Genomic DNA, 26953 nt, shown 5'->3' with positions numbered 1-26953 from the left:
ATGTTGAAGGTGTTTGCTCTGTTGACCCTGCTGGCGTCCAGCGCCGTGCAGGCGCAAACGACGCTGCAATCCGATCTGCCGCTCAAGTACATCGAGCAGGTTCACGCCGATGCCGAGGCGCGTCCGCTGGTGATTTTTCTGCATGGCTATGGCAGTAACGAAGCCGATCTGATCGGCATGAAATTCCAGCTCCCGGCGCAATACAACTACCTGTCGGTGCAGGCGCCGTTGTCGTTGGGCGAAGGACGTTTCCAGTGGTTCCGCAAGAAAGGCGAAGGCGCCTACAACGGCGAGAGCGATGATCTGAAGGTCAGTGCCCAGAAGCTGCGCGACTTTATCGCGCAAGCGGCGCAGAAATATCACACCACCCCGGACAAGGTTTACCTGATCGGCTTCAGCCAGGGCGCGATGATGACCTACGAGGTCGGGCTACGGCCGCCAGTGGCGGTCGGTGGGATCGCCGCGTTGAGCGGGCGTTTATTGCCAGTGTTGAAGGCTGAACTCAAAAGCGAACAGCAGCCGTTGCCGCTGAACATCTTTATCGGCCACGGCACCGCCGATGATCCGGTGCCGTACAAGAACGGCACCGAGGCCAACGCTCAGTTACAGAAACTCGGTTATAAACCGCAGTTCCATGCCTACCCCGGCGTCGGCCACAGTATCAGTGCGGCCGAGCTGCGTGACTTGAGCGGCTGGTTGCAGCAGCTCAATCCTTGAGGATGGTTTTCACCAGTGCATCGTGACCTTTCTTGTCGCTGGCGCGGGAGATCACCTGCACCAGCGCCATCTTCGTGCCGGAGCCGGCCATCAGCGTGGTGTTGAGGGTCTGGCCACCGCCCTGGGTCGCGGTGCTGTCGACCTGGCGCAAGCCCAGGCCGGTGCCTTTCTGGGTCAGGCTTTTTTCACTGAGTTTGTTGAAGTCCGGCAGGGCCTTGCGTTGGTCTTCGATGAAGCTTGAGACGGTGCCGTCGAGGAACTGGCCGTCGTTGTCCTTGACGTGCTGACCTTCGGGAATCTTGTTTTCAGCGGTAATGACCACGGTCTTCGTCGCTTCATTGGTGTACATCGTGCCCTTGGTCCCGCTCGGGCTGGGCGGCAGCGGGTCGGCGATGAAACCTTTAGGCAACACGAATGTGAACTTGCCATCAAGCATCGAGACTTTCTCGGCGCTGACTTTTTCCTTGGCCGCTTGGGCGTGGAGGGCGCCGAAACCGGCGAGGGCCGCCACCAGCAGGACGACGGCTTTTTTGCTCAACAGTGACATGTGAATCTCCGGTGGATGGTCGCGCGAGGCGGGCGATCATCCCACGGAGCGTACCGGGCGTTCCAGCGCGAATCATCTGAGCGGTTGCTGCGCCTGCGCTTTCGCCAGCGGACGGGCCAACAATCGTTTGGTCACACCGAGCATCGCCACCGACACCGCCACACCCACGGCGAATCCACTCAGCCCCATGCTCGGCAAAGTCAGCGCCGAGACCAGACAAAACGCCGAAAACGAATACATGCCAGTCGCTGTCGCCCGTAACAATGCGGCGGTAAATGCCGGGCCGCGGGTTTGTTGCGAGAACACCGCCATCACACTGCCGAGCACCGGGAACACCGCGAGTAAACCGCTCCAGCGCTCGCCGACGGTGCTGGCGAGCATCGTCACCACCAGGGTCAGCGCGGCGCCAGCGATCATCCGCCAGATCAGCTTGTCCGACTTCGGCGCCGGGCCGCTGAGCACCGGTTGCACCGTGGGAAACAGATACGGCGATGCCAACAACGCAACTGCCGCCGCCGCCACTGAAAAAGGCAGCGATGCCGGGATCAGCGACAACACCCAAGCAATCACGGCCCACACCGACAGCGACGCCGCCAACGCCAACGGCCAGTTCGCCCGCTGCGCCACCTGCGCGTAGGTGATGCAGAACGCAATCATCGCGAACATCGCCGACAACGCGGCCACCGCTGACTGTGCGGCAAACGCCGGACCTTGCTCGATGGCGAGGAAAAACAGGATCGGCCCGACCACCACCGGCAATCCCGACAGCCACCCGGCCACGCTCGGCCCCCAGCGTTTGCCCGCCAGGGAAATCAGCAGCAGAAAACCGGGAATCAGCAGCAGTTTGAGGATCAGCACGCAGGTGTCTCCGTCCGTTGAGGGTAGGCCACGTTAGCATTGTCGATCGGCGATTGCTGCCTATGTGCGCAGTTTTTGTATACAAAGTATCGTGAGCGATACCCGGCTATGATGTGTGTATCAGGGTTTACCGGAGTCGATGCTGCGATGAAAAGAACACCGAAACTGGTGCGAGGATGCTGCGGTATTGGCTTGTGGGCGCTGTTGCTGACGCCGACCTGGGCCAACTGGCAGGATGCAGTGCCCGGCGCGCAGATCATCGGCACCGGTGATTTCAGCGTGTTCGGGTTCGATGTCTACAACGCGCGGCTGTGGAGCGCCGCGCGGCCCTTGGTCGACGGTCAGCCGTTTGCGCTGGAGCTGATCTACCGCCGCAACATTTCCCGCGACGACCTGGTCAAGGCCAGTGTCGACGAAATCAAACGCCTGGCCGGTGCCCGCGTCAGCCCGGCGCAATTGGCCGGGTGGCAGGTACAGATGCAGCAGTCATTCGTCGACGTGCAGGCCGGCACGCGGATTACCGGCGTGTACCTGCCGGGGCAGGGCGCGCGGTTTTTTGTTGGTCAGCAATTGCAGCACGAGATCAATGACCCGCTGTTTGCCCGGGCGTTTTTTGATATCTGGCTCGATCCGCGCACGCGCAATCCCGCTTTGCGCGAACAGTTGTTGGGGGGGAGTCGATAAGAGCAAAAGATCGCAGCCTTCGGCAGCTCCTACAGGAGAGTGCATTCCAATGTAGGAGCTGCCGAAGGCTCGGGCCGCGATCGGACGATCTTTTGCGCTTCAAGGCTGTGGCGGAAACCTCTAAGCTGCGTCTTTCCGACTTGTTTCTGGATGTGTGCGTGAAATTCAGTTTGCCAAAAATCGCCACCGCGCCGTTTTGCCCGCCGGAAGTGGCCGGCAGTGTTGCGGTGGATCCCAACGCCTCGTTCTTCAAACGCGTGCTGCGTTTCGCCGGCCCCGGTTTGCTGGTATCGATCGGCTACATGGACCCGGGCAACTGGGCCACGGCCATCGAGGCCGGTTCACGCTTTGGTTACAGCCTGTTGTTTGTGGTGTTGCTGGCGAGTCTGGCGGGCATGGTCGTGCAGTGCCTGTGCTCGCGGCTGGGCATTGCCACCGGGCGCGATCTGGCGCAATTGTCCCGCGAGCGCTACAGCACGCCCACTGCACGCCTGCAATGGGTGCTGGCGGAAATCTCGATCATCGCCACTGATCTGGCCGAAGTGCTCGGCTGCGCGTTGGCGTTTCACTTGTTGCTTGGTTGTTCGCTGACCTTCGGCATTGCCTTGACGGCGTTCGACACCTTGCTCGTGCTGGCCTTGCAGAATCGTGGTTTCCGCCGTCTGGAAGCGATCATGCTGGTGCTGGTCGCGACGATCGGCGTGTGTTTTTTCGTTGAGTTGCTGCTGATCAAACCCTACTGGCCGGACGTCGCCCAAGGGTTCAAACCGTCGCTGGCGGCGATTGGCGAAGCGGCGCCGTTGTACCTGGCGATCGGTATTCTCGGCGCGACGGTGATGCCGCATAACCTCTATCTGCACACCTCGATCGTGCAGACGCGGATGATCGGCAAGGATCTGGCGAGCAAGCGGGACGCGGTGAAACTGGCGCGCATCGACACCATCGGTTCGCTGGCCCTGGCGTTGCTGGTCAACGCGGCCATCCTGATTCTCGCCGCTGCGGCGTTTCACCAGTCCGGGCACACCGATGTGGTGGACATTCAGGACGCCTATCACTTGCTCGATCCGCTGGTGGGCGGCGCGCTGGCCAGCGTGTTGTTCGGCGTCGCGCTGCTCGCGTCGGGGCAGAGTTCGACCTTCACCGGCACCATCGCCGGCCAGGTGATCATGGAGGGCTATCTGAACCTGCGGATTCCGTGCTGGCAGCGGCGCTTGATTACTCGCGGACTGGCGTTGATTCCGGCGTTTATCGGCGTGTGGCTGATGGGCGATAACGCGATCGGCAAATTGCTGGTGTTGAGTCAGGTGGTGTTGAGTCTGCAATTGCCGTTTGCCTTGTATCCGTTGATTCGCATGACCAACGACAAGCAACTGATGGGACCGTTTGTGAACCGCTGGCCAACCCGAGTGTTGGCGTGGGGGTTGTTTGTGGTGATCAGCGGCGCTAACAGTTGGCTGATTTTGCAGTGGGCGGCGTGAGCCAGAATTTGCAGTGACTGGGCTGGCCTCTTCGCGAGCAGGCGCGCTCCCACAGTTTTCAAGGTGATTTCAACAGTGTGTACACCCCGTAACCCTGTGGGAGCGAGTCTGCTCGCGAATGCGGAGTTTCAGGCGCCGACATCGCTAAATATTGGAATGCGCCCATTGAGCGAAGGCCGGTAGTGCCAGCTCAGGCGATTCAGGTCGATGTCGAGCCTGATTATTTCCCTGACCGTCGCCCCGGCAATACTCATCGCCAGCGCTTGCCCCGGACACTGATGCCGGCCACTGCCAAAACTGAAACTGCGGCGGTTGGCGCGCTGTGACAGAAACTGCTCCGGCCGGTCGTTGAGCGCCGGATCACGATTGGCCGAGGCCAGCAGCACCAGAATCACATCGCCTGCTTCGACCCGTACACCGGCAATCTCACAGGACGCGGCGACAAAGCGCCGAGTGTTCTGCACCGGCGGGTCGAAACGCTGGACTTCGCTGAGCAGCGCTTCGACAGATTCGCCGCGCAACGCCGGCTGCCGACGTAGCGCCAACAGCGTATTGCCGATCAGGCCGGCGCAAGCTTCGAACGCCTGCGAACAGAGGCCGATCAGGTTGGCGATCATGGTGTCTTCATCGCCGGCAAAGCGCTGTTGGATCGCGCTGAGGAAGTCGCTGGCGGGTTCGGCGAGCAATTCGATGAAGTAACCGCGCATCTGCTCGGCTGCTGCATCTGCCGCTGCCAATTGCAGGTCATTGCTCAACGGCGACAGGCAGGCAACGAAGTCCGCCGTCAGCTCACTGATGACCCGCGCCTGCGCCGGGGTGAAGCCCAGCAGCGCCGCGACCACGCACACCGGGCCACGAAACATCGCCAGGTGTACGCCGTGCGCATCGGCTGTGATCAGCCGCGCGGCGACCAGTCTGTCGACGGCCTCAAGGTCGAGCGCGGCCAACTCAGGCTCAATCGCAGAACGCGGGCAGCGCTGGCGTTCACCGTCATTCATCCGCATCAGTTGGCCAAAGACCTTGCCGGCCATGCCATTTGCAATCGCTTTGGGCACTGGCTCCTGCGCCGGACGCACCCGGCAATCGGCGTGGGCCAACACCGCACACACCGCTCGGGCGCTGCTGGCGACCCACAATTTCAGCTCGGGATGAAACGTCAGTCCACCTTCTGCGCGCAATTGGGCGTAGTAGGGATAAGGGTCGGCATGCGTTGCAGCGCTGATCGGGTTCATGGTTTGCATCCTTGTCGGCGGGGAAAGTGTTGCTACTATCTCCACTGCGCAGCGACGACGATTCGTCCGGGAGCGAACTATGCACGCAGAACATCAGGACATCGGCGTTTCCCAAGTGGCCGCCGCCATCGCCGAGCCGGCGCGAACGAAAATCCTCTGTTCGCTGATGGACGGCCACGCCCGCACCAGCACTGAGTTGGCGACGATCGCCGAAGTCAGCGCCTCGACCGCCAGTGTGCACCTGGCGAAACTCAAGGACCTGGCCCTGGTACGCCTGCATGTGCAGGGCCGCCATCGCTATTACAGCCTCGCCGATCAGCGGGTGGCACAAGCGCTGGAAGCGCTGATGGTGATCGGCCAGAACGCCGCGCCGACGTTCAAGGCGCACACCCCGGATCGCCTGCAATTCGCCCGCACTTGCTACGATCACATGGCCGGAACGCTGGCGGTGTTGCTGCACGACCGTTTGCTCGAGGCCGGTTGGCTGGTGGCAACCGACGAGCAGGCGTATCGCTTGAGTGAAAGCGGCGAGGCGTTGTTTCTCGGACTTGGAATTGAAGTGCAGGACTTGACCACCCTGCGCCGCAAGTTTGCCTGCCCGTGCCTGGACTGGAGCATGCGCCGGCCGCATCTCGGTGGTTCGCTGGGCGCGGCGCTGTTGCAAACGGCGCTGAAGCGCAAGTGGGTGACGCAGGATCTGGACAGTCGGGCGTTGGCGTTGACGGCGGCGGGGCGCAAGGAGATCGGTGTGCGGTTCGGCGTTGAGTGGCCGGTCGACGGGCAGATCAAAAGATCGCAGCCAGCCGTAAAGCGTGCCCACCCGATAAATTCCGACCGTACCGAATCCCTGTAGGAGCTGCCGAAGGCTGCGATCTTTTGATTTTCAGCTTCTGACCGACGAGGGGCGCATCTGCCACCTTGTATCACCGCAGACGACCCTATACTGTATATGCAAACAGTATAGAGCCCGCGCCATGCAAATCATCGACAAGCTGAGCATCCTCGCCGACGCCGCCAAGTACGACGCCTCCTGCGCGAGCAGCGGCGCGCCCAAGCGCAGCTCCGAGGGCAAGAGCGGGTTGGGCTCGACCGATGGCATGGGCATCTGCCACAGCTACACGCCGGACGGGCGCTGCGTGTCGCTGTTGAAGATTCTGCTGACCAACTTCTGCCTTTACGATTGCCAGTATTGCGTCAACCGCCGCTCCAGCGATGTCCCGCGTGCGCGCTTTACGCCTGAGGAGGTCGTGGCGCTGACCATGGATTTCTACCGGCGCAACTGCGTCAGCGGGCTGTTTCTCAGTTCCGGCATCATTCGCTCGGCGGACTACACCATGGAGCAATTGGTGCAGGTGGCGAAGCTGCTGCGCGAAGAGCATGAGTTTCGCGGTTACATCCATCTCAAGACCATTCCCGAAGCCGATCCGGCATTGATTGAAGAGGCGGGGCGCTACGCCGATCGCCTGAGCGTCAACATCGAACTGCCCACCGATGCCAGCCTGCAAGTGCTGGCGCCGGAGAAAGACATCACATCGATCAAACAGGCAATGAACACCATCTACACCGGCGTGCAGACCGTGTTGAACGAACCACGCTCGGCGAAGTTCGCCCCGGCCGGGCAGAGCACGCAATTGATTGTCGGCGCCGACGACACCGACGACAGCACCATCCTCCACAGTGCCCAGGCCTTGTACGGCAACTTCCGTTTGCGCCGGGTCTATTACTCGGCCTTCAGCCCGATCCCCGACAGCCCGAAAAGCGTACCGCTGGCCGCGCCGCCGCTGATGCGTGAGCACCGTTTGTATCAGGCTGATTTTCTTCTGCGCAGCTATGGCTACAGCGCTGATGAATTGCTCAAGGGGCCGGGCAATCTGGCGCTGGACATCGACCCGAAACTGGCTTGGGCGCTGCAGAATCGCGAGGTGTTTCCGCTGGATCTGAACCGTGCCGAAGCATCGTTGATCGCACGTATTCCCGGCATTGGTCTGCGCACCACCGAACGTCTGGTGGAGCTGCGCCGCCAGCGGCGCATCCGTTACGAAGACGTCGCGCGTATGCGCTGCGTGCTGGCGAAGGCCAAGCCATTCATCATCACCAGCGACTATCACCCGCAGCAGGCCGAGGTCACCAGCCATATGCTCTATCAGCAATTGCGCGACCGGCCGATGCCACAGCAGATGGGGCTGTGGGGATGATCAATCTTGATTGCGACGACCTGTTCGACACCTGGCGCCAGCAGGCGCGCTGGCTGCTGAGCCATGAAGTCGATCCGAGTCTGGTGAGCTGGGCCTCGCAAGGCGTGGGTGATCTGTTTGCCAATGATGATCCGGTGCCCGAAGGGCAGGGGCCGTTTCAGGCACGTATTCCGCGAGCGCTGCTCGACACCCTGGAACAGGCCTCGCGCTATCGCGGTGATCAACGCTGGAGTTTGTTGTATGAAGTGCTGTGGCGCGTCAGCCACGGCGACCGTACGGCAATGATGGCCGGGGACAAACTCGGCAGCGAGCTGCAGCGACGGATCAAGCAAGTGCATCGGGAGGCCCATCATCTGCATGCCTTTGTGCGCTTCATCGAACGTCCGTCATCCAGCGCGGGTCCGCAGTACGTGGCGTGGCACGAACCGGCCCACGATATCCTGCACAGTGCCAGCGAGCATTTCATCGGGCGGATGGGCCGTCATCGCTGGTTGATCGCCACCCCGCGTGACGGGGTCTATTACGATGGTGAGCAATTGATCCATCAGCGCCAATGCCCACTGGAATGGCAGCAACTGGCGCAGAACGTCGACGATCCCCATGGGGATCTGTGGCTGACCTATTACAGCCACATCTTCAACCCGGCACGGTTGAACCCGAAGGTCATGCAGGGGCATTTGCCGGCGCGGTTCTGGAAGAATCTGCCGGAGGGGGAGTTGATCCCCGGGTTGATTACGCAGGCGCGGATGGGTAAGCAGCAGAATGGGCAGGCGAGCGGGATTGCCAACCGTGCAGGCAAACGGATTGCCTTGAAGAGCTAAAAGCTTACCCTCACCCCAGCCCTCTCCCGGAGGGAGAGGGGGCCGACCGAGGTGTTCTCCCGCACTACATCGACCTGAAAGCTCGCGTCGAACTCAGGTTTTGAAAAGCACAAAAATCGGCCCCCTTTCCCCCTCGCTCCCCTTGGGGGAGAGGGCTGGGGTGAGGGGGAAAAGATCTCCAGCCTTACACAAAAAAAACCAACAACCACAATCAAAAAAGCCCCCCACCAATCACTCGGTGGAGGGCTTTTGTGCATCAGCAGCCGTCAGATCAAACCTTGACGATCCAGCCCGCTGGCGCTTCGATGTCGCCGGTCTGCACGCCAGTCAGCTCTTTGTAGAGCTTCTGGGTCACAGGACCCACTTCGGTCTCGCTGTGGAACACGTGCAGGTGGTCGTTGTAGCTGATGCCGCCGATCGGGGTGATCACCGCAGCAGTACCGCAGGCACCGGCTTCCTTGAAGTCCGAGAGCTTGTCGATCAGCACGTCACCTTCAACCACTTCCAGGCCCAGACGGGTCTTGGCCAGTTCGATCAGCGACAGGCGGGTGATGCCTGGCAGGACCGACGGCGAGTTCGGGGTGATGAACTTGTTGTCGTGGGTGATCCCGAAGAAGTTGGCCGAACCGACTTCCTCGATCTTCTTGTGGGTCAGCGGATCCAGGTAGATGGCGTCAGCGAAGTGCGCTTTCTTGGCCTGGGAGCCCGGCATCAGGCTGGCGGCGTAGTTGCCACCGACCTTGGCCGCACCGGTGCCTTGTGGAGCAGCGCGGTCGAAGCTGGAGATCTGGAAGTTGTGCGGGGTCAGGCCGCCCTTGAAATAGGCGCCGACCGGGATCGCGAACACCGAAAAGATGAACTCCGGCGCGGTGCGCACGCCGATGTTGTCACCCACGCCGATCACGAACGGACGCAGGTACAGCGCGCCGCCGGTGCCGTATGGCGGGATGAAGCGCTCGTTGGCGCGAACCACTTGCTTGCACGCTTCGATGAACTGCTCGGTGGACACGTGCGGCATCAGCAGGCGGGCGCAACTGCGTTGCATGCGCGCGGCGTTCTGATCCGGGCGGAACAGGTTGATCGAGCCGTCCTTGCAACGATAGGCCTTCAGGCCTTCGAAGCACTGCTGGCCATAGTGAAGGGCCGTCGAGCCTTCGCTGATGTGCAGCACGTTATCTTCGGTCAGGGTGCCTTTGTCCCACTCGCCATCGCGAAAGTACGACAGATAGCGTTTGTCGGTCTTGATGTAGTCAAAACCCAGCTTGTCCCAATTGATGCTTTCGTTACCCATGACACCCTCTATCACTGAACAACCGCCGAAACGGTTCAAGGCTTCTGACGTTTTTTGGATGGGCACAACAATACTTCATTCTTGAGCGGTTTCGCAGCCCGGACTATCGGATGACACACAGATAAATCGTGTTGCCCTCAAGAATTCGCGAGCAGGCTCGCTCCCACAGGTGGAACGCATTTCAAATGTGGGAGCGAGCCTGCTCGCGAAGGGGCCGGTGTTGCCATCACCAATTACAGGTGCAACGCATGCCCGAGGGCACGCAACGCCGCTTCTTGCACCGCTTCACCCAAGGTCGGGTGCGCATGGATGGTGCCGCTGATGTCTTCCAGGCGCGCGCCCATTTCCAGGCTTTGCGCGAATGCCGTCGACAACTCCGAAACACCCACGCCCACCGCTTGCCAGCCGACTATCACATGGTTATCCCGACGAGCGACCACGCGCACGAAGCCGCTTTTCGACTCCAGCGTCATCGCACGGCCATTGGCGGCGAACGGGAAACTCGAGACGATGCAGTCCAGCCCGGCAGCCTTGGCCTCGTCCGGCGTCTTGCCGACCACCACCAGTTCCGGGTCGGTGAAGCACACGGCGGCGATGGCGGTCGGGTTGAACTCGCGGGTTTTGCCGCTGATCAGCTCGGCGACCATTTCGCCCTGGGCCATGGCCCGGTGCGCGAGCATCGGTTCGCCGCTCAGGTCGCCGATGGCGTAGACGTTGCGCATGCTGGTCTGGCAGCGGTTGTCGATCTTGATGGCCGAGCCGTTCATGTCCAGATTCAGCGCTTCGAGGTTCCAGCCTTGCGTGTTCGGTTTGCGACCGACGGCGACCAGCACCTGATCGGTTTCCAGATTCAGGGTTTCGCCCTCGGGATCGCGCACCTGCAAAGTACCGTCGAAACCCAGCACGCTGTGCTTGAGGTACAGTTTCACACCCAGTTGCTTCAACGCGTCGTGCACCGGTTGCGTCAGCTCCGCATCGTAGGCCGGCAAGATGCGGTCCTGCGCCTCGACCACGCTGACCTCGGCGCCGAGCTTGCGGTAAGCGATGCCCAGTTCCAGACCAATGTAACCGCCGCCCACCACCACCAGACGTTTGGGCACGGATTTCGGTGCCAGCGCTTCGGTGGAGGAGATGATTGGCCCGCCAATCGGCAGGATCGGCAAGTTGACACTGGTCGAACCAGTGGCCAGAACCAAATGCTCGCACTGGATGCGCGTGTCGCCGACGTCGACGGTTTTGCCGTCGATGACTTTGGCCCAGCCATTGATGACCTGAACCTTGTTCTTTTTCAGCAGCGCCGCGACGCCAGTGGTCAGGCGATCAACGATGCCGTCTTTCCACTCGACGCTTTTGCTGATGTCCAGGCTCGGCGCGGAAACGCTGATGCCCAGCGCTGAATGCTGGCTGTGATGCTGCGTCTGGTGAAACTGCTCAGCTACATGAATCAGCGCTTTCGACGGGATGCAGCCGATGTTCAGGCAGGTGCCGCCCAGCGACTGGCCTTCGACCAGAATCGTCGGGATGCCCAGTTGCCCGGCGCGAATCGCGGTCACATAACCGCCAGGACCGCCGCCGATGATCAGCAGCGTAGTGTTCAGAGATTGCATGCGCGCCTTACTCCACAAACAAAGTGGCAGGTTGTTCGATCAAGCCACGAATGGCCTGGATGAAGAGCGCTGCGTCCATGCCGTCGACCACACGGTGATCGAAGGAGCTGGAGAGGTTCATCATCTTGCGGATTACCACCTGGCCTTTGACGACCATTGGCCGTTCGACGATTTTGTTCACGCCGACAATCGCCACTTCCGGCAGGTTCAGCACCGGCGTGCTGACGATGCCGCCCAAGGCACCGAGGCTGGTCAGGGTGATGGTCGAGCCAGACAGCTCATCACGGCTGGCCTTGCCATTGCGCGCGGCGTTGGCCAAACGCGAGATCTCGGCGGCGCTGTCCCACAGGCTGCGCGCCTCGGCATGACGCACCACCGGCACCATCAGGCCGACATCGCTTTGCGTGGCGACGCCGACATGCACGGCGCCGAGGCGGGTGATGACCTGAGCTTCATCGTCGTAACGGGCGTTCATCTGCGGGAAGTCGCGCAGGGCGACGACCAGGGCGCGGACGAGGAATGGCAGCAAAGTCAACTTGCCACGGCTGGCGCCGTGTTTTTCATTCAGATGCGTGCGCAGTTCTTCGATGGCTGTAACGTCGATTTCCTCAACGTAGCTGAAGTGCGCAGCACGCTGAGTAGCGTCCTGCATGCGCTGGGCGATCTTGCGGCGCATGCCGATAACCTGAATCTGTTCTTCGTCGTTACGCTGGGCGTACGCGGCGGCAACCGGTGCCGAAGCGTTCGACTGACCTTGCGCCAGATAGGCTTCAAGGTCTTCGTGCAGCACACGACCGGCCGGGCCGGAACCGCGCACCAGACGCAATTGAATGCCCAGATCCAGCGCATGTTTGCGCACGGCCGGTGAGGCCAGTGGGCGCTCATCGGCTTCGCGGGCAACCATCGGGCCCTGGCAAACCGCAGCCGGACGTGGTGCGGCAGCCGGAGCGGGTTTGCTTTCGACAGCAGCTTCAACTTTCGGCGCAACCGGTGCTTCTTTGACGGGCGCGGGTGCGGCGGACTCTTTCAAGTTACCGGCACCTTCAACCTCGATGCTGATCAACACACTGCCAACGGCCATGACTTCACCCGGCTGACCGCCGAGGGCAATCACCTTGCCGTGCACCGGCGAGGGAATATCGACCATCGCCTTGTCGGTCATCACGTCCGCCAGCACCTGGTCTTCAACCACCAGATCGCCGACCTTGACGTGCCACTGCGACAGTTCCACTTCTGCGATGCCTTCGCCGATGTCCGGCATCTTGATAACGTGCGTGCCCATTCAGACCTCCATGACCCGTTTCAACGCCGCACCCACTCGGGACGGCCCAGGGAAATACGCCCACTCTTGCGCGTGCGGGTAGGGGGTGTCCCAACCGGTGACGCGTTCAATCGGCGCTTCCAGGTGATGGAAGCAATGCTCTTGCACCAGCGACACCAGTTCGGCGCCGAAACCACAGGTGCGGGTGGCCTCGTGAACCACCACGCAACGGCCGGTTTTCTTCACCGATTTGACGATGGTTTCCAGGTCCAGCGGCCACAGGCTGCGCAGGTCGATGACTTCGGCATCGACGCCGGATTCTTCGGCCGCGACTTGCGAGACGTAGACGGTGGTGCCGTAGGTCAGCACGGTGACGTCCTTGCCCGGACGGGTGATTGCGGCGACGTCCAGCGGTACGGTGTAGTAACCGTCCGGCACCTGGGCTTGCGGGTGTTTCGACCACGGCGTTACCGGGCGGTCGTGGTGGCCGTCGAACGGGCCGTTGTACAGGCGTTTCGGCTCAAGGAAGATCACCGGGTCATCGTTTTCGATGGAGGCGATCAGCAAGCCTTTGGCGTCATACGGGTTGGACGGCATCACCGTGCGCAGACCACAGACCTGGGTGAACATCGCCTCGATGCTCTGGCTGTGGGTCTGGCCGCCGTAGATGCCGCCGCCGCATGGCATGCGCAGGGTCATTGGCGCGGTGAACTCGCCGGCCGAGCGATAGCGCAGGCGCGCCGCTTCGGAAATGATCTGGTCGGAAGCCGGGTAGACGTAGTCGGCGAACTGGATCTCGGCGACCGGACGCAAACCGTAGGCACCCATGCCGACGGCGACGCCGACGATGCCGCTTTCGGAGATCGGTGCGTCGAATACGCGGGAAGTGCCGTACTTGGTCTGCAGGCCTTCGGTGCAGCGGAACACGCCGCCGAAGTAGCCGACGTCCTGACCGAACACCACCACATTGTCATCACGCTCAAGCATCACATCCATGGCCGAGCGCAGGGCCTGGATCATGGTCATGGTGGTCGTGGTCATGGCGGTTTCCAACTGAATATTGTTGTTGTGATCGTTCATGTCAGATCCCCAACTGCTGACGCTGGCGCTTCAAGTGCTCCGGCATCTCTTTGTAGACGTCTTCGAACATGGTCGCGGCGCTTGGAATCTGGCCGCCGGCGAGGGTGCCGTACTGTTCGGCCTGTTTCTGTGCGGCAATCACTTCGGCCTCAAGTTCGGCGCTGACGGCGGTGTGCTCCTCTTCCGACCAGTGACCGACTTTGATCAGGTGCTGTTTGAGACGGGCGATCGGGTCGCCGAGCGGGAAATGGCTCCAGTCATCGGCCGGGCGGTATTTGGATGGATCGTCGGAGGTCGAGTGCGGGCCGGCGCGGTAGGTGACCCATTCGATCATGGTCGGGCCGAGGTTGCGGCGGGCGCGTTCGGCAGCCCAGGCAGATGCCGCATAGACCGCGTAGAAATCGTTGCCATCCACGCGCAGTGAAGCGATGCCGCAACCGACGCCGCGTCCGGCGAAGGTGGTGGCTTCACCACCGGCAATTGCCTGGAAGGTCGAAATCGCCCACTGGTTGTTCACCACGTTGAGGATCACCGGCGCGCGATAAACGTGGGCGAAGGTGAGGGCGGTGTGGAAGTCCGACTCGGCGGTAGCGCCGTCACCGATCCACGCCGAGGCGATTTTCGTGTCGCCCTTGATCGCCGAGGCCATGCCCCAGCCGACAGCCTGAATGAACTGAGTGGCGAGGTTGCCGGAAATGGTGAAGAAACCGGCGTCCTTGACCGAGTACATGATTGGCAACTGCCGGCCCTTGAGCGGATCGCGCTCGTTGGACAGCAGTTGGCAGATCAGGTCGACCAGCGGCACTTCGCGAGCCATCAGGATGCTTTGCTGGCGGTAGGTCGGGAAGCACATGTCGTCGATGTTCAAGGCCAGGGCCTGAGCACTGCCGATGGCTTCTTCGCCGAGGCTCTGCATGTAGAACGACATTTTTTTCTGGCGCTGGGCGACCACCATGCGGTTGTCGTAGATGCGCGTCTTGAGCATGGCGCGCATGCCCTTGCGCAGGATCTCGACCGGCACGTTTTCAGCCCATGGGCCGAGGGCGTTGCCCTGATCGTCGAGCACGCGAATCAGCCCACGCGCCAGGTCGGCGGTGTCGGCAGGTTCGACGTCGATGGAAGGTTTGCGCACCGTACCGGCATCGGTCAGATGCAGGTAGGAGAAGTCGGTTTTACAGCCGGGACGGCCCGAGGGTTCAGGGACGTGCAGGCGCAGCGGTTCATACGCTTGGGTCATGGCTTCTACGCTCGATCTTGTGAATTTCTTGTAGTGAGCTGGCAGTCATTCTTCGGTAGAAGAAATCTTGTCCTACAACAATCATAGGCCCGGCCAAGAAGAATATTTATCTCTGTTTCGTTGCGCTGAAGACGATTTGCAGATAGAAATTCTGCATAAACATAAAAAACAGGTGGTTTTGTCTCATGCGCAAACTGGACCGTACCGACATCGGCATTCTCAACAGCCTTCAGGAGAATGCGCGTATCACCAACGCCGACCTCGCGCGCTCGGTCAATCTGTCGCCGACACCGTGCTTCAACCGGGTCAAGGCGATGGAGGAATTGGGCCTGATTCGCGAGCAGGTGACGCTGCTGGATGCCGACCTGCTGGGGCTGCATGTGAACGTGTTCATCCATGTCAGTCTGGAAAAACAGGTCGAGGAGGCGTTGCAGCATTTCGAAGAGGCCATTTCCGATCGCCCGGAGGTGATGGAGTGCTACCTGATGGCCGGAGACCCGGATTACCTCATCCGGGTCCTGGTACCGACGATTCAGTCGCTGGAACGCTTCATGATGGACTTCCTCACCAAGGTTCCCGGTGTGGCGAACATCCGGTCGAGCTTTGCGCTCAAGCAGGTGCGCTACAAGACTGCGTTGCCCCTGCCAGCGAACGGCCTGACGCTAGGTAACTGAACGTCAGATGTAGTCATACCGGTAATCGAGTTCTGCGGTATAGAGGGTTTGTTGGACGGTAAAGCTTTGCTCCCAGGGCGCCAGTTCATTGGCAGGATGAAAGACCAGAACGGTTTCATTCATGTCTGCCGAGCCAGCCCCATTGGTGAAGCCTGAAGTTCCAGCATGCTGATGTTTCCAGCGCTCCCACAGCAAGTCGAGGTAGCAGTGGTGCAGGAAGAATATCGGATCGTTGGGTGAGGAAGCTTGTGCCATGCTGCCGCCAATCCAGGTATGTACCGGATTGTGCAAAAGGCTTTCCGAGACGTTTTCCCAGCCGCTTTCATCCATCCAGTAAGGCGTTATGTTGAGGGCCGAAATAACATCCAGCGGCGTGGGCAGTGCGCCGCTTGCCCCCAGATTTCGAAGAATGCCGGTGTTGCCAATGCCCTCGTCCCAGACCCTGACATCGAATTGTGAGTGCTCCCTGGAAAACGGGCCGCCAGTGACGCGTTGATCTTGCAGGTTGTCACCGTTTGGACCCATGAAGTCAGACGTGAAGGGGTTGTCGGCTCCGGTCAGTTGCCAGTTCCAGTAGGGCAGGGTGATGGTCGGATCATTGGTGGCGGACTGCAGGGCCAGTTCGAACTGGCGAAGCAGAATTCGATGCCACGGATAGAACAAAGGGCTGCGGTGCGGATTGGGTATCAGCGGATTGGCCCCACCCATCGAGTTTTTGTGGATCTGCACGAAGTCATCGTAGCGATTTTGCTGCCCGGGGCGCAGGACGCTGTCGACGTTGTTTTTCAGTATCAGGATCGCTTCGATGAACGCGGATTTCTGTTGCGGTGTCATGTCTCGGTGATTACGACGAATATCCATATTGCGAAAACTCCATTGAATGTTTGCCCAATGGAGTCTGATCGCTGAGGGGATTTTCACCAGTTCATCACTATCGCCAGCGTTCGTAGGAAAAATAATCTGGCGAGGGTTCGAGCGACTTTTTCCTATAGAGAATTGAGCGGAATCTTCAGGTACACCACGCCGTTTTCCTCGGCCGGCGGCAGATTCCCCGCCCGCACATTGACCTGAATCGCCGGCAGCAGCAGCGTCGGCATGCCCAGCCCGGCATCACGCTTCGTACGCATCTCGACAAACGCCGCCTCATCGATGCCGTCATGCACATGAATATTGCTTTTGCGCTGTTCGCCGACGGTGGTCTGGCACTGCGCGGCACGGCCGTCGGGCGGGTAGTCGTGGCAAACGTAGAGTTTCACGCTGGCCGGGAAGGCCAGCAGTTTGTGAATCGAGTTGAACAGCTGATGGGCGTTGCCACCGGGAAAGTCGCAACGCGCGGTGCCAACGTCGGGCATGAACAGCGTGTCGCCGACCAGAATCTGTTCGCCGTCGATCAAGTAGGCCATGTCCGCCGGGGTGTGCCCTGGAACATGCAGGGCAGTGGCTTTGAGGTTGCCGATGCGGAATGACTCGTTCGGCGCGAACAGGTGATCGAACTGCGAACCGTCGACGCAGAATTCCGGCTCCAGATTGAACAGCGCCTTGAACACGTTCTGCACTTTGCTGATCGATTCGCCGATGGCGATTTTCCCGCCCAGTTCGCGGCGCAAGTAAGGTGCGGCGGACAGGTGATCGGCGTGGGCATGGGTTTCCAGCAGCCACTGCACCTGCAGGTTGTGCGCGCGGACGAAGGCGATGATTTTGTCGGCCTGGGCGGTGCAGGTGCGTCCGGCGGCGCCGTCGTAATCGAGCACCGGGTCGACGATCGCACACTGCCCACCGTCGGTTTCATAGACCACATAGCTGTAGGTCGAGGAGGCGGGGTCGAGGAAAGCTTCAATCTGCGCGGGCATGGACACCAACCTGAACAAGGAAAATGGGTTGCAACACTTTATCTAAAAACATAATGTTCGCAGCTTAAGTGACCTTGAAGGCATCGTGCAAATGCAATCCAGTCTGACCGAATGTGAAGTCGCCCAACTGCGCGCCTCGGCCTCCAAGGCCTGTGCGTTGCTCAAGGCCATGGCCAATGAGGATCGTCTGTTGATCCTGTGTCAACTGACCCAGGGCGAACGCAACGTGGGCGAACTGGAAAAAATGACCGGCGTACGCCAGCCGACGCTGTCGCAGCAACTGGGCATCCTGCGGGATGAAGGGCTGGTCGCGACCCGTCGTGAGGGCAAGTACATTTTTTATGGTCTGGCCAGTCCGGAAGTCATTCAGGTGATGAAGACCCTGTCGGGCCTGTATTGCGGAGCCGTGCTGAAAAGTCTGGGCCATCAATAAATGCCAGCCAATACATCACTTACCCTGTGGGAGCTGGCTTGCCAGCGATGAGGGCGTGTCAGCCAACATTGATGGCGACTGAAACTCCGCCATCGCTGGCAAGCCAGCTCCCACAGGGTTTTGTGTAGAGGCTGAGAAATCCTTGCGTGCAGTAAAAGGAACAAGCAATGAACGATCAACACTGGGGCCCATCCATCAGTGCAGACATCGTAGTCATCGGCGGCGGTACGGCCGGTATCGGGTTTGTCGCCAGTCTGCTCAAGCGTGATCCACACTTGAAGATCACAGTCATCGACCCGAGCACCCAGCATTACTACCAACCGGCGTGGACACTGGTCGGCGGTGGCGCCTACGACGTCAAAGACACCGCAAGACCGATGAACAAGGTCATGCCCAAGCAAGCGAACTGGTTGCAAGCGGCAGTCACCGCGATCGACCCGGACCAGCGCCAGCTCACCCTCAACGACCAACGCACGGTCAGCTATCAGAACCTGATCGTCTGCCCCGGTCTGCGCCTGGCCTGGGAGAAGATCGAAGGCTTGCAAGAGAGCCTTGGCAACCACGGCGTCACCTCCAATTACAGCTATCAGCACGCGCAGTACACCTGGGATCAGGTGCAGAAACTGCGCGGCGGCAATGCGCTGTTCACGCAACCGGCGATGCCGATCAAATGCGCCGGAGCTCCGCAAAAAGCGCTGTACCTGTCCTGCGATCACTGGCGTAAAAGCGCTGCGCTGAACAACATCCATGTCGAATTCAATCTGGCTGGCGCCGCGCTGTTCGGCGTGGCGACGTTCGTGCCGCCGTTGATGAAGTACATCGAGAAATACAACGCACAACTGGCGTTCAACTCCAACCTGGTCAAGGTCGACGGTCCGGCGAAAACTGCATGGTTCGAGGTCAAGGACGCGGACGGCAATGCCAGCCTCGAGGCGAAAACCTTCGATCTGCTCCACGTCGTGCCACCGCAGGTTTCGCCGGACTTCATCGCGCAAAGTCCTCTGGCTGACGCGGCTGGCTGGTGTGAGGTCAACCCACACAGCCTGCAGCATCCGCGCTATCCCAAGGTGTTCGCACTGGGTGACATCTGCGGCACCAGCAACGCGAAAACCGCCGCAGCAGTGCGCAAGCAAATCGTGGTGGTTGCGGAAAACCTGTTGGCTCTGCGCAAGCAGCAACCGCTGCCGCTGAAGTACGACGGCTACGGTTCCTGCCCGCTGACGGTGGAGAAGGGCAAGGTGATCCTCGCCGAGTTCGGCTATGCCGGCAAGTTGCTGCCGACCTTCCCGATGGACCCGACCGTGGCGCGGCGTTCGGCGTGGTTTCTCAAGGCAACCTTGCTGCCGTGGTTCTACTGGAACGGCATGCTCAAGGGCCGCGAGTGGCTGACAACTCTGTCCAGAGTCGACTGAGAAAACCCTATGTTGCTGGCAAGTCTGTTTGGTGTGGTGATGGGGTTGGTCCTCGGCTTGACCGGGGCCGGCGGCGGTATTCTCGCGGTGCCGGCGTTGGTCCTCGGCCTCGGCTGGACGATGACCCAGGCAGCGCCAGTGGCGTTGTTTGCGGTGGGCAGTGCGGCGGCGGTCGGGGCTATCGACGGTTTGCGTCATGGCCTGGTGCGCTATCGCGCCGCGTTGTTGATTGCCGCGTTGGGCGCCGTGTTTTCGCCATTGGGGATTTACTTCGCGCACCAGTTGCCGGAGAAAATCCTGATGATTCTGTTCAGTCTGCTGATGGTCATGGTGGCCTGGCGCATGCTGCGCCGCGAGCGTCAGCAGGAAGGGCCGAGCGATCACGGTCACGCCAGTTGGGGTCAGAAGAATTGCATGCTCAACGAAGAAACCGGGCGCTTCGACTGGACCGCCAAATGCACCGCAACGCTGGCTGCACTGGGCGCGATTACCGGCGTGGTGTCCGGTTTGCTCGGCGTCGGTGGCGGCTTCTTGATCGTGCCGGCGTTCAAGCAACTGACCGATGTGCAGATGCGCGGGATTGTCGCGACGTCGTTGATGGTGATCAGTCTGATTTCGGTGATAGGGGTGATCGGCTCGTTTCACGCCGGTGTGCGGATTGATGCGCAGGGTGCAGCGTTTATCGTGGCCAGCATTGTCGGCATGATCATCGGGCGCAAACTCAGTGCGCGGGTGCCGGCGCGGGCATTGCAGGTGGGGTTTGCCAGCGTGTGTCTGGTGGTGGCGGCCTACATGCTGTTTCGCGCCTGAGCGTGGGGAAGATCAAAAGATCGCAGCCTCGTTTCACTCGACAGCTCCTACATGGGAATGCGATTCATGCAGGAGCTGCCGAAGGCTCGGGCCGCGATCGGACGATCTTTTAGGGTGTTACAACACCAGATGCGGCAACCACAGCGAAATCGCCGGAACGTATGTGACCAGCATCAGCACCAGAAACAGCACCGCGTAAAACGGCAGCAGCGCTTTCACGGTGCTCTCGATGCTGACCTTGCCCACCGCTGAACCGACGAACAGCACCGCGCCTACCGGCGGCGTTATCAGACCGATGCCCAAATTCACCAGCATGATCATGCCGAACTGCACCGGATCCACGCCGATGCCGAGAATCACCGGCATCAGGATCGGCGTGAGGATCAGGATCAGCGGCGCCATGTCCATCACCGTGCCGAGCAACAGCAGCATGACGTTGATGCACATCAGGATCACGTAGCGGTTGTCCGACAGGGTCAGGAACAGCGTAGTGATCTTCGCCGGGATCTGCATCAGGGTCATGATGTAGCCGAAGCTCGCGGCGAAACCGATCAGGATCATCACGATCGAAATCGTCCGCACGGTGCGGTGCATCAGTTTCGGCAGTTCGCTCCACTTGTAGTCGCGGTAGATGAACATGGTGACGAAGAACGACCACAGCACGGCGATGGCCGCCGACTCGGTTGCGGTGAAGATCCCCGAGAGGATGCCGCCGAGGATGATCACCATCGCCATCATGCCCCAGAGGGCTTCGCCGACGATTTTCAGCGCCTGGCGCATCGGGATGACTTCACCTTTGGGGTAGTTGCGCTTTTTCGCGAAGATCAGGCACAGCACCATCAGGCAGGCACTCATCATCAAGCCTGGCACGATGCCCGCCATGAACAGCGAGGCAATCGAAACCGTACCACCGGCGGCCAGGGAGTAGAGCACCGAGTTATGGCTTGGCGGAGTCAGCAGGGCTTGCACCGAGCCGCTGACGGTCACGGCGGTGGAGAACTCCCGTGGATAACCCTTGCGTTCCATTTCCGGAATCAGCACCGAACCCACCGATGCGGTGTCGGCCACCGACGAGCCGGAAATCGCGCCGAAAAAGGTCGAGGCGACAATGTTGACCAGTGACAGACCGCCGCGGACAAAACCCACCAGTACCCCGGCACACGCCACCAGCCGGCGCGACATGCCGCCCTCGGCCATGATCGCACCGGCCAGCACGAAGAACGGAATGGCCAGCAGCGAGAATTTGTTCACCCCTGACGCGACCTGGATCATCACCGCCTGGAACGGGATATCGATCCACCATGCACCGATCAGCGCGGCGGCGCCCAGCGCGTAGGCGACGGGCATGCCGATCAGGATCAATACGATAAAACTGCCCAGCAGTATCAAAGCGTCCATTAAGCGGCACCTTCACTTTCTTCCACCAGGTCGAACTGCACGACCCGCCGTTTGCTCTGGTCACCGAGCAAGAGTTTTTCCAGAACAAAAACCAGCGTCAGCAAGCCGCCCACAGGAATCGGCAGATAAGTCACGCCCACCCGCAGATCGGGAAGGGCCGCCATGAACTGGTTCCAGGTGGACATGCAGAGCTTGGCGCCCCAGATCGTCATGAAGATGCAGATCGCCGCCATGAGCAGTTGCGAGAATATCGCCGCCGCAGATCTCAGCTGTGGAGGCATGCGGTCGGTGAGCATGGCCACGGCCATATGCGCACCGGCGCGGTAACTGGCGGCGGCGCCGATGAAGGTAAACACCATCATCAACAGAATCGCCGTGGGCTCGGGCCAGCTCGAGCCGGTGCCCAGCACGTAGCGGGCGAACACACCCCAGGGAATCATCAGGGAAATCGCCAGGACCGAAAGACCGGCGACCCAGATACACGTCATGTAGATCTTGTCGTTGATACGCAGCACTAGATTCTTCATCGGGTTCCACCGTAACCGGGCGCGCCTGAGTCATCAGGTGCGCCGGGCCTTTTTCAAAATTACGGAGCGGGAGGCGTTACTGAACGGCTTCGATTTTCTTGATCAGGTCGGCATATTTCGCGCCGTACTTTTCCCGCACCGGAGCGGTGGCGTCGTAGAAGGGTTTCTTGTCGACCTCGATGAACTCGACGCCGGCGGCCTTGAGTTTTTCCTCACTGGCAGCGGACTTCTTGTCCCACAGCACACGCTCTTCAGCCTGGGCAGCCTTGGCGGCGGTCTTGACCAGCGTTTGTTGATCCGGGGTCAGTTTTTCCCAAGTGATTTTCGACATCACGATCGGCTCTGGCAGGATCAGGTGTCCGGTGAGGCTGTAGTACTTCGCGTTCTGGAAGTGGTTATGTTCGAGCAGGGTTGGCGGGTTGTTTTCCGCGCCGTCGATCACGCCGGTCTGCAGGGCACTGAAGATTTCGCCGGTGTCCATGGCGATACCGTTGCCGCCCATGGCGTTCATCATGTCGATGAACATCGGGTTGCCTTGCACGCGGATTTTCATGCCCTTGAGGTCTTCGAGCTTGCGCACCGGTTTCTTGGTGTAGACGTTGCGCGTGCCGCCGTCCATCCAGGCCAGGGCCACCAGGCCGAATTCGGAGTGGGTGATTTTGTCGAGGATTTCGTCGCCCACCGGGCCGTCGATGACGTTACGCATGTGTTGATGGTCGCGGAAGATGAACGGCATGTTGAACACGTTCACGTCCGGTACCACCGGGCCGACGATACCCAGGCTGACGCGAGACAGCTGTACTGCGCCGACCTGCATCTGCTCGATGACTTCCTTTTCGGAACCCAGCACACCGCCGGGGAAGTACTGAAAGGTCAGCTCGCCGTTGGTTTCCTTGGTCAGGGTCTTGCCCATGTTTTCTTCGGCCACCACGGTTGGATAACCGGCGGGATGGATGTCGGCAAATTTGAGTTGCAGGGCCTGAGCGGCGCCAGTGAAGGTAAACATCAGCGGGAGTGCAGCGGCCAGCAAGGTGCGTTTGAAGTGCATGGGGGTGAGTCTCCAGTCTTGTTATTGTTGTGTTCAAGGCGCAGCGGTGCAGCAGAAGCGGGTGTTACAGCAAAGCGTCGAACATCGGCTCCGGCAGGCCTTTGACGTTGGGGTTCAGGGCGAACACGCCGCCTGCGAGAGATTGCGGATCATGGTCGTCGCCGGGACGAATCGAAGTCACGAACAAGGTGTCCATCCGGTCACCGCCGAAGGCACACATGGTCGGTTTTTTCACCGGCACCTCCAGTGAGAAATCCAGACGACCGTCCGGCGCGAAGCGGTGAATCAGGCCGGCGTCGTTGGCGCAGATCCAGTAAAAACCTTCAGCATCCACGGCAGCGCCATCGGGCCGTCCGGGAAAGTGGTTCATGTCGACGAACACTCGACGATTCGACGGCGTGCCGGTCTCGGTGTCGTAATCGAACGCCCAGATCAGTTGCACGTCGGGGTGCGAATCGGACAGGTACATCGTCTTGCCGTCAGGGCTGAAACCGAGGCCGTTGGGCACGATGAAACCGTCGAGCTGCGCTTCGATCACGCCAGACTGCCCGGCGCCGTAGCGATAGAGCCGGCCTTCGGGCGCATTCAGGCCCATGTTCAGCACCATGCTGCCGGCCCAGAAGCGCCCTTGGCGGTCGCAGCGACCATCGTTAAGGCGCATGTCTGTGCGGCTGTGCGCCACGGTGGCGAGCAATTCGCTGTCGAGGCTGCCATCGCTGTGCGGGTGCAGATGGAAAAAGCCGCTCTCCATGCCAGCGACCCAGCCGCCACTGCTGTGACGGGCGATGCAGGCGAGCATTTCCGGGGTTTTCCAGGCATGCACGTGGCCGGTGTCGGCGCTCCAGCGTTGCAACCCGCCGTTAGGAATATCCACCCAATACAGCGCGTTTTCCTGCGGTACCCAGACCGGGCTTTCGCCCACGGCGTTACGGGCATCGACGATCAATTCGGCTTGCATACTCATTCCTTTGCGTCGTTGTCAGGGGGATCAGTCGCCGAACGGACCTGCCGCGACGAACGCGCCGCCCTGGTAGATCCGCGCCGGGTCATCGGCGGCCGGCATGGGCTGTGCTTCGACTTTTTCGCGGAACACTTCGGAGCTGTCCTTCGCGGCAAAACAGAGGTGGCTGGCGAATTTGTTGTCCCACCAGACGTCCTTGTTGGCGGACATACCGTAGACCACGGTGTGGCCGACGTTCGGCGTGTATAGCGCGCGTTCGAGCAGTTGCGTGAGATCGTCGAAGCTCAGCCAGGTGTGCATCATTCGGCGGTTCTGCGGCTCGGGGAACGAGGAGCCGATGCGGATGCTGACGGTCTCGATGCCGTAGCGATCGAAATAGAAACTGGCCATGTCTTCGCCGTAGGACTTGGACAAACCGTAGTAACCATCGGGACGGCGCGCCGAGGTGGCGTCGAGTTTTTCGTCCTGTTTGTAGAAACCGATGACGTGGTTCGAGCTGGCGAAGATCACGCGCTTGACGCCATGCCGGCGCGCCGCTTCGTAAATGTGAAACACGCCGCTGATGTTGGCGCCGAGGATTTCTTCGAAGGGCCGTTCTACGGAGACGCCGCCGAAATGCAGGATCGCGTCGACGCCTTCGACCAGTTGGTGCACGGCGTGTTTGTCGGCCAGATCGCACGGGACGACTTCTTCGCGATCGTCGACGGCCGGGGCGAGGGCGGCAATGTCTGACAGGCGCAGGACATTGGCATAAGGGCGCATACGTTCGCGCAGGACTTTGCCCAGGCCCCCGGCGGCGCCGGTCAGCAGCAGGCGGTTGAAAGGGGCGCGGGGAGTAGAGGTAGACGTCATGGCAAGCCCTTACACGTTGTTATTAGGTTTGTTGTAGGTTGTCGTATGACTGCGCTGAAGTATCGGTAGGGTTTCCGGAACTTGTCAACGCGACTTTCGGTGTAAATGACGGAAGGCCCAAAACACTTTTCGATCACCACAATGACTTCGTAGCTACGCAACCCCCTTGAGGGAGCGAGCCTGCTCGCGAAGGCGGTGTGTCAATCAACATCAATGGTGAATCTGCCGCCGCCATCGCTGGCAAGCCAGCTCCCACAGGGTGTTGTGGTGGACACAGACATCGAAAACAACTTCGATACCTGTGGGAGCTGGCTTGCCAGCGATGAGGCCGGTGCAGGCAACTCTTGCATCGCCTGACACGCCGCCTTCGCGAGCAGGCTCGCTTCCACAGGGAAGCTCGGTGTGGCGACTGGCTTTACAACAACGAAATCGGATAACTGATAAAGATCCGGTTCTCGTCAAACTCGTTGGTGCTGAAGTCGCGGCGTATCGTCGCGTTGCGCCATTTCACGTTGAGGTTTTTCAACGGGCCGCTCTGCACCGTGTAGGCCAGTTCCGACTCGCGGCCCCATTCCTTGCCATCAGTGGTGCTGGCTGTGTGCACGTTGTCACCGCTGATGTAGCGGTTCATCAGGGTCAGGCCGGGGATGCCGAGGGCGACGAAGTTGTAGTCGTGGCGCAACTGCCAGGAGCGCTCTTTGGCATTGTCATAACTGGCGTTGTAACTGTCGTTGGCCAGGGTGCCGCCGCTCGTGCCGTTGACCCGCATCCACGCATCGTCGCCGCTGAGTTTTTGCAGGCCGACATAGAAGGTGTTGCCGCCGTATTTGGCCGAGAGCAGGGCGAACGCGGTCTTGTTGTCGAGGTCGCCGGCCTGGGCGCTGCCGTCTTCTTTGCCGGTGAAGAAACCGAGGTTGGCACCCAGCGTCCAGTCGCCCAGCGGCTGGCTATGGCTGAGGTTGAAATACTGCTGTTGGTAGATGTCGCTGAGCTCGGCGTACCACACGCCGACCAGCGTGCGCTTGTCGTTGAAGGTGTATTCGCCGCCGCCGAAGTTGAAGCGGTCGGAAGTGAACGCGCCACGGCCGTTCATTGACATGTCTTCCATGCTCGCGTCGTTGCGCGGGCTGTTGCCGCGGAACTGGCCGCCGTAGACAGTCAGACCGTTGATCTCGGTGGACGTGATCTGGCCGCCGCGAAAGGTCTGCGGCAGCGAACGGCCATCGTCGGAACGCAGGATCGGCAGCACCGGCATCCATTCGCCGACCTTCAGTTCAGTCTTCGAAACCTTGGCCTTCAGCGCCACACCGAGGCGACCGAAGTTGTCTGCCGGGCGCCCGTCATCGTGGATCGGCAACAGTTGCGTGCCGCCCGTGCCTTTGCCGCCATCGAGCTTTTGCGAGTACATGCCAAGGATGTCGAGCCCGAAGCCGACCGTGCCTTGGGTGAAGCCGGATTTGGCATCGAGGATGAAGTTTTGCGTCCACTCTTCAGCCTTGCCCTGCGGGTTGGCCGGGTTGACGAAGTTACGGTTGAAGTAGGCATTGCGCAGGTTCAGCGTGGCTTTGCTGTCTTCGAGAAAGCCTTCGGCATCGGCGCTCATCGGCAAGGCCAGGGCCAGGCTGCTGCAGCCGATCAGGCCAAGGGTGGTGCGTGGTCGAAGCGTGGCAAAGCGGAAAGGGCGGACGGAACTGCAGACAAGTGTGCTCACTGTGACGCTCCCTGAATCGTTTGTTGTTTTTATTATTTGTCATACGTCGTCGTACAACATGGATGCGGATATTTCCTAGGTTTTACGGGAAAGTCAACTGCCAGTTATACGATGACCTTGTCGTGCCCGAATTTTCAACTTATCGCTAAAACCTGTGGGCGCTGGCTTGCCAGCGATTGCGTAGTGTCATTCAACAAGGATGCTGGATATGCCGGCCTCATCGCTGGCAAGCCAGCTCCCACAGGGTTTGGTGGATGACAGGGGATGAG

At 60.5% G+C, this 26953-nt stretch carries 26 protein-coding genes; 10 read left to right on the top strand and 16 right to left on the bottom strand.

What is annotated here, in order from left to right; all coding sequences use genetic code 11:
• A complete protein-coding gene (locus QZR14_RS20355; RefSeq protein ID WP_311997570.1) occupies positions 1-717 on the top strand; it encodes an alpha/beta hydrolase in 717 nt (238 codons plus the stop codon).
• Here the strand turns inward: QZR14_RS20355 and QZR14_RS20350 are convergent.
• Both QZR14_RS20350 and QZR14_RS20345 read right to left on the bottom strand, forming a co-directional pair.
• A complete protein-coding gene (locus QZR14_RS20350) occupies positions 707-1264 on the bottom strand; it encodes a hypothetical protein (protein WP_250604341.1) in 558 nt (185 codons plus the stop codon). The two genes, QZR14_RS20355 and QZR14_RS20350, sit on opposite strands and share 11 nt — an antisense overlap.
• Before the next feature lie 72 nt (positions 1265-1336).
• Entirely contained in the window at positions 1337-2122 is a 786-nt protein-coding gene (locus QZR14_RS20345) for a hypothetical protein (protein ID WP_250604343.1), read from the bottom strand.
• Positions 2123-2269: 147 nt separating this feature from the next.
• Here QZR14_RS20345 and QZR14_RS20340 point away from each other — a divergent pair, with 147 nt between their 5' ends.
• Together QZR14_RS20340 and QZR14_RS20335 are read left to right on the top strand one after the other, a co-directional pair.
• Positions 2270-2806 (top strand): chalcone isomerase family protein, encoded by a 537-nt coding sequence (locus tag QZR14_RS20340; protein ID WP_250604345.1) that lies wholly within the window; start codon positions 2270-2272, stop codon positions 2804-2806.
• A 158-nt stretch (positions 2807-2964) separates the two neighbouring features.
• Entirely contained in the window at positions 2965-4284 is a 1320-nt protein-coding gene (locus QZR14_RS20335) for an Nramp family divalent metal transporter (protein ID WP_311997569.1), read from the top strand.
• Between the two features lie 128 nt (positions 4285-4412).
• Here QZR14_RS20335 and QZR14_RS20330 read toward each other — a convergent pair whose 3' ends face one another.
• Positions 4413-5516, bottom strand: a complete 1104-nt coding sequence (locus QZR14_RS20330) for a cytochrome P450 (protein ID WP_311997568.1) — start codon at positions 5514-5516, stop codon at positions 4413-4415.
• Positions 5517-5595: 79 nt separating this feature from the next.
• On the opposite strand from QZR14_RS20330, the gene QZR14_RS20325 reads away from it, so the two are divergent.
• From QZR14_RS20325 to QZR14_RS20315, 3 genes are all read left to right on the top strand, one after another.
• Positions 5596-6369, top strand: coding sequence for an ArsR/SmtB family transcription factor (locus QZR14_RS20325; RefSeq protein WP_311997567.1), 774 nt, complete (start codon positions 5596-5598; stop codon positions 6367-6369).
• Between the two features lie 121 nt (positions 6370-6490).
• Positions 6491-7711 (top strand): putative DNA modification/repair radical SAM protein, encoded by a 1221-nt coding sequence (locus QZR14_RS20320; RefSeq protein WP_311997566.1) that lies wholly within the window; start codon positions 6491-6493, stop codon positions 7709-7711.
• The gene (locus QZR14_RS20315; protein WP_250604355.1) at positions 7708-8532 is read left to right on the top strand and encodes a TIGR03915 family putative DNA repair protein; all 825 of its coding nucleotides are present in this window, start codon (positions 7708-7710) and stop codon (positions 8530-8532) included. The genes QZR14_RS20320 and QZR14_RS20315 overlap by 4 nt, the downstream gene beginning before the upstream one ends.
• A 271-nt stretch (positions 8533-8803) precedes the next feature.
• On the opposite strand, the gene QZR14_RS20310 is transcribed toward QZR14_RS20315, so the two are convergent.
• From QZR14_RS20310 to QZR14_RS20290, 5 genes are all read right to left on the bottom strand, one after another.
• On the bottom strand, positions 8804-9823 hold the full coding sequence (locus QZR14_RS20310; protein WP_123450621.1) for a branched-chain amino acid aminotransferase: 1020 nt from the start codon (positions 9821-9823) through the stop codon (positions 8804-8806).
• Positions 9824-10056: 233 nt separating this feature from the next.
• Positions 10057-11430, bottom strand: a complete 1374-nt coding sequence (lpdA, locus tag QZR14_RS20305; protein WP_311997565.1) for a dihydrolipoyl dehydrogenase — start codon at positions 11428-11430, stop codon at positions 10057-10059.
• 7 nt (positions 11431-11437) lie between these two features.
• A complete protein-coding gene (locus QZR14_RS20300; protein ID WP_250604358.1) occupies positions 11438-12712 on the bottom strand; it encodes a dihydrolipoamide acetyltransferase family protein in 1275 nt (424 codons plus the stop codon).
• Entirely contained in the window at positions 12713-13771 is a 1059-nt protein-coding gene (locus tag QZR14_RS20295) for an alpha-ketoacid dehydrogenase subunit beta (RefSeq protein WP_003224000.1), read from the bottom strand.
• Between the two features lies 1 nt (position 13772).
• A complete protein-coding gene (locus QZR14_RS20290; RefSeq protein ID WP_077573470.1) occupies positions 13773-15008 on the bottom strand; it encodes a 3-methyl-2-oxobutanoate dehydrogenase (2-methylpropanoyl-transferring) subunit alpha in 1236 nt (411 codons plus the stop codon).
• Positions 15009-15193: 185 nt separating this feature from the next.
• On the opposite strand from QZR14_RS20290, the gene bkdR reads away from it, so the two are divergent.
• Positions 15194-15682 (top strand): Bkd operon transcriptional regulator BkdR, encoded by a 489-nt coding sequence (gene bkdR / locus QZR14_RS20285; RefSeq protein WP_007915088.1) that lies wholly within the window; start codon positions 15194-15196, stop codon positions 15680-15682.
• 3 nt (positions 15683-15685) lie between these two features.
• On the opposite strand, the gene QZR14_RS20280 is transcribed toward bkdR, so the two are convergent.
• Together QZR14_RS20280 and QZR14_RS20275 are read right to left on the bottom strand one after the other, a co-directional pair.
• Complete coding sequence (locus QZR14_RS20280; protein ID WP_311997564.1) at positions 15686-16543, bottom strand: tyrosinase family protein; 858 nt, start codon at positions 16541-16543, stop codon at positions 15686-15688.
• A gap of 125 nt (positions 16544-16668) precedes the next feature.
• The gene (locus tag QZR14_RS20275) at positions 16669-17532 is read right to left on the bottom strand and encodes an MBL fold metallo-hydrolase (RefSeq protein ID WP_311997563.1); all 864 of its coding nucleotides are present in this window, start codon (positions 17530-17532) and stop codon (positions 16669-16671) included.
• Positions 17533-17623: 91 nt separating this feature from the next.
• Between QZR14_RS20275 and QZR14_RS20270 the strand changes: the two genes are divergently transcribed.
• The 3 genes from QZR14_RS20270 (at position 17624) to QZR14_RS20260 (ending at position 20187) form a co-directional block, all read left to right on the top strand.
• Positions 17624-17965, top strand: coding sequence for an ArsR/SmtB family transcription factor (locus tag QZR14_RS20270; RefSeq protein ID WP_007915092.1), 342 nt, complete (start codon positions 17624-17626; stop codon positions 17963-17965).
• A gap of 167 nt (positions 17966-18132) precedes the next feature.
• The gene (locus QZR14_RS20265) at positions 18133-19377 is read left to right on the top strand and encodes an NAD(P)/FAD-dependent oxidoreductase (protein ID WP_311997562.1); all 1245 of its coding nucleotides are present in this window, start codon (positions 18133-18135) and stop codon (positions 19375-19377) included.
• A 9-nt stretch (positions 19378-19386) separates the two neighbouring features.
• Positions 19387-20187: a sulfite exporter TauE/SafE family protein gene (locus QZR14_RS20260; protein WP_250604367.1), complete on the top strand. Its 801-nt coding sequence runs from the start codon at positions 19387-19389 to the stop codon at positions 20185-20187.
• A gap of 117 nt (positions 20188-20304) precedes the next feature.
• On the opposite strand, the gene QZR14_RS20255 is transcribed toward QZR14_RS20260, so the two are convergent.
• From QZR14_RS20255 to QZR14_RS20230, 6 genes are all read right to left on the bottom strand, one after another.
• Positions 20305-21585: a TRAP transporter large permease gene (locus QZR14_RS20255; protein WP_250604369.1), complete on the bottom strand. Its 1281-nt coding sequence runs from the start codon at positions 21583-21585 to the stop codon at positions 20305-20307.
• Complete coding sequence (locus tag QZR14_RS20250) at positions 21585-22112, bottom strand: TRAP transporter small permease (RefSeq protein WP_311997561.1); 528 nt, start codon at positions 22110-22112, stop codon at positions 21585-21587. The genes QZR14_RS20255 and QZR14_RS20250 overlap by 1 nt, the downstream gene beginning before the upstream one ends.
• Positions 22113-22188: 76 nt before the next feature.
• The gene (locus QZR14_RS20245) at positions 22189-23160 is read right to left on the bottom strand and encodes a TRAP transporter substrate-binding protein (RefSeq protein WP_311997560.1); all 972 of its coding nucleotides are present in this window, start codon (positions 23158-23160) and stop codon (positions 22189-22191) included.
• 64 nt (positions 23161-23224) lie between these two features.
• Positions 23225-24118, bottom strand: a complete 894-nt coding sequence (locus tag QZR14_RS20240) for an SMP-30/gluconolactonase/LRE family protein (protein WP_311997559.1) — start codon at positions 24116-24118, stop codon at positions 23225-23227.
• Between the two features lie 30 nt (positions 24119-24148).
• Complete coding sequence (locus QZR14_RS20235) at positions 24149-24973, bottom strand: NAD-dependent epimerase/dehydratase family protein (RefSeq protein WP_311997558.1); 825 nt, start codon at positions 24971-24973, stop codon at positions 24149-24151.
• Positions 24974-25388: 415 nt separating this feature from the next.
• Entirely contained in the window at positions 25389-26684 is a 1296-nt protein-coding gene (locus QZR14_RS20230; RefSeq protein WP_311997557.1) for an OprD family porin, read from the bottom strand.
• Positions 26685-26953 lie beyond the last annotated feature (269 nt).

This window comes from Pseudomonas sp. rhizo66, assembly GCF_031931925.1.
Taxonomy (GTDB): domain Bacteria; phylum Pseudomonadota; class Gammaproteobacteria; order Pseudomonadales; family Pseudomonadaceae; genus Aquipseudomonas.
The sequence above is the reverse complement of the archived record's forward strand: the minus strand, read 5'-3'. Positions and strand labels throughout refer to the sequence as shown.

What these genes read in the sequence shown, in the direction of transcription:
- QZR14_RS20355 (WP_311997570.1), top strand. Translation starts at nt 1, where the DNA reads ATGTTGAAGGTGTTTGCTCTGTTGACCCTGCTGGCGTCCAGCGCCGTG.
- QZR14_RS20350 (WP_250604341.1), bottom strand. Translation starts at nt 1,264, where the DNA reads ATGTCACTGTTGAGCAAAAAAGCCGTCGTCCTGCTGGTGGCGGCCCTC.
- QZR14_RS20340 (WP_250604345.1), top strand. Translation starts at nt 2,270, where the DNA reads ATGAAAAGAACACCGAAACTGGTGCGAGGATGCTGCGGTATTGGCTTG.
- QZR14_RS20330 (WP_311997568.1), bottom strand. Translation starts at nt 5,516, where the DNA reads ATGAACCCGATCAGCGCTGCAACGCATGCCGACCCTTATCCCTACTAC.
- QZR14_RS20325 (WP_311997567.1), top strand. Translation starts at nt 5,596, where the DNA reads ATGCACGCAGAACATCAGGACATCGGCGTTTCCCAAGTGGCCGCCGCC.
- QZR14_RS20320 (WP_311997566.1), top strand. Translation starts at nt 6,491, where the DNA reads ATGCAAATCATCGACAAGCTGAGCATCCTCGCCGACGCCGCCAAGTAC.
- QZR14_RS20315 (WP_250604355.1), top strand. Translation starts at nt 7,708, where the DNA reads ATGATCAATCTTGATTGCGACGACCTGTTCGACACCTGGCGCCAGCAG.
- QZR14_RS20310 (WP_123450621.1), bottom strand. Translation starts at nt 9,823, where the DNA reads ATGGGTAACGAAAGCATCAATTGGGACAAGCTGGGTTTTGACTACATC.
- lpdA (WP_311997565.1), bottom strand. Translation starts at nt 11,430, where the DNA reads ATGCAATCTCTGAACACTACGCTGCTGATCATCGGCGGCGGTCCTGGC.
- QZR14_RS20300 (WP_250604358.1), bottom strand. Translation starts at nt 12,712, where the DNA reads ATGGGCACGCACGTTATCAAGATGCCGGACATCGGCGAAGGCATCGCA.
- QZR14_RS20295 (WP_003224000.1), bottom strand. Translation starts at nt 13,771, where the DNA reads ATGAACGATCACAACAACAATATTCAGTTGGAAACCGCCATGACCACG.
- QZR14_RS20290 (WP_077573470.1), bottom strand. Translation starts at nt 15,008, where the DNA reads ATGACCCAAGCGTATGAACCGCTGCGCCTGCACGTCCCTGAACCCTCG.
- bkdR (WP_007915088.1), top strand. Translation starts at nt 15,194, where the DNA reads ATGCGCAAACTGGACCGTACCGACATCGGCATTCTCAACAGCCTTCAG.
- QZR14_RS20280 (WP_311997564.1), bottom strand. Translation starts at nt 16,543, where the DNA reads ATGGATATTCGTCGTAATCACCGAGACATGACACCGCAACAGAAATCC.
- QZR14_RS20275 (WP_311997563.1), bottom strand. Translation starts at nt 17,532, where the DNA reads ATGCCCGCGCAGATTGAAGCTTTCCTCGACCCCGCCTCCTCGACCTAC.
- QZR14_RS20270 (WP_007915092.1), top strand. Translation starts at nt 17,624, where the DNA reads ATGCAATCCAGTCTGACCGAATGTGAAGTCGCCCAACTGCGCGCCTCG.
- QZR14_RS20265 (WP_311997562.1), top strand. Translation starts at nt 18,133, where the DNA reads ATGAACGATCAACACTGGGGCCCATCCATCAGTGCAGACATCGTAGTC.
- QZR14_RS20260 (WP_250604367.1), top strand. Translation starts at nt 19,387, where the DNA reads ATGTTGCTGGCAAGTCTGTTTGGTGTGGTGATGGGGTTGGTCCTCGGC.
- QZR14_RS20255 (WP_250604369.1), bottom strand. Translation starts at nt 21,585, where the DNA reads ATGGACGCTTTGATACTGCTGGGCAGTTTTATCGTATTGATCCTGATC.
- QZR14_RS20250 (WP_311997561.1), bottom strand. Translation starts at nt 22,112, where the DNA reads ATGAAGAATCTAGTGCTGCGTATCAACGACAAGATCTACATGACGTGT.
- QZR14_RS20245 (WP_311997560.1), bottom strand. Translation starts at nt 23,160, where the DNA reads ATGCACTTCAAACGCACCTTGCTGGCCGCTGCACTCCCGCTGATGTTT.
- QZR14_RS20240 (WP_311997559.1), bottom strand. Translation starts at nt 24,118, where the DNA reads ATGCAAGCCGAATTGATCGTCGATGCCCGTAACGCCGTGGGCGAAAGC.
- QZR14_RS20235 (WP_311997558.1), bottom strand. Translation starts at nt 24,973, where the DNA reads ATGACGTCTACCTCTACTCCCCGCGCCCCTTTCAACCGCCTGCTGCTG.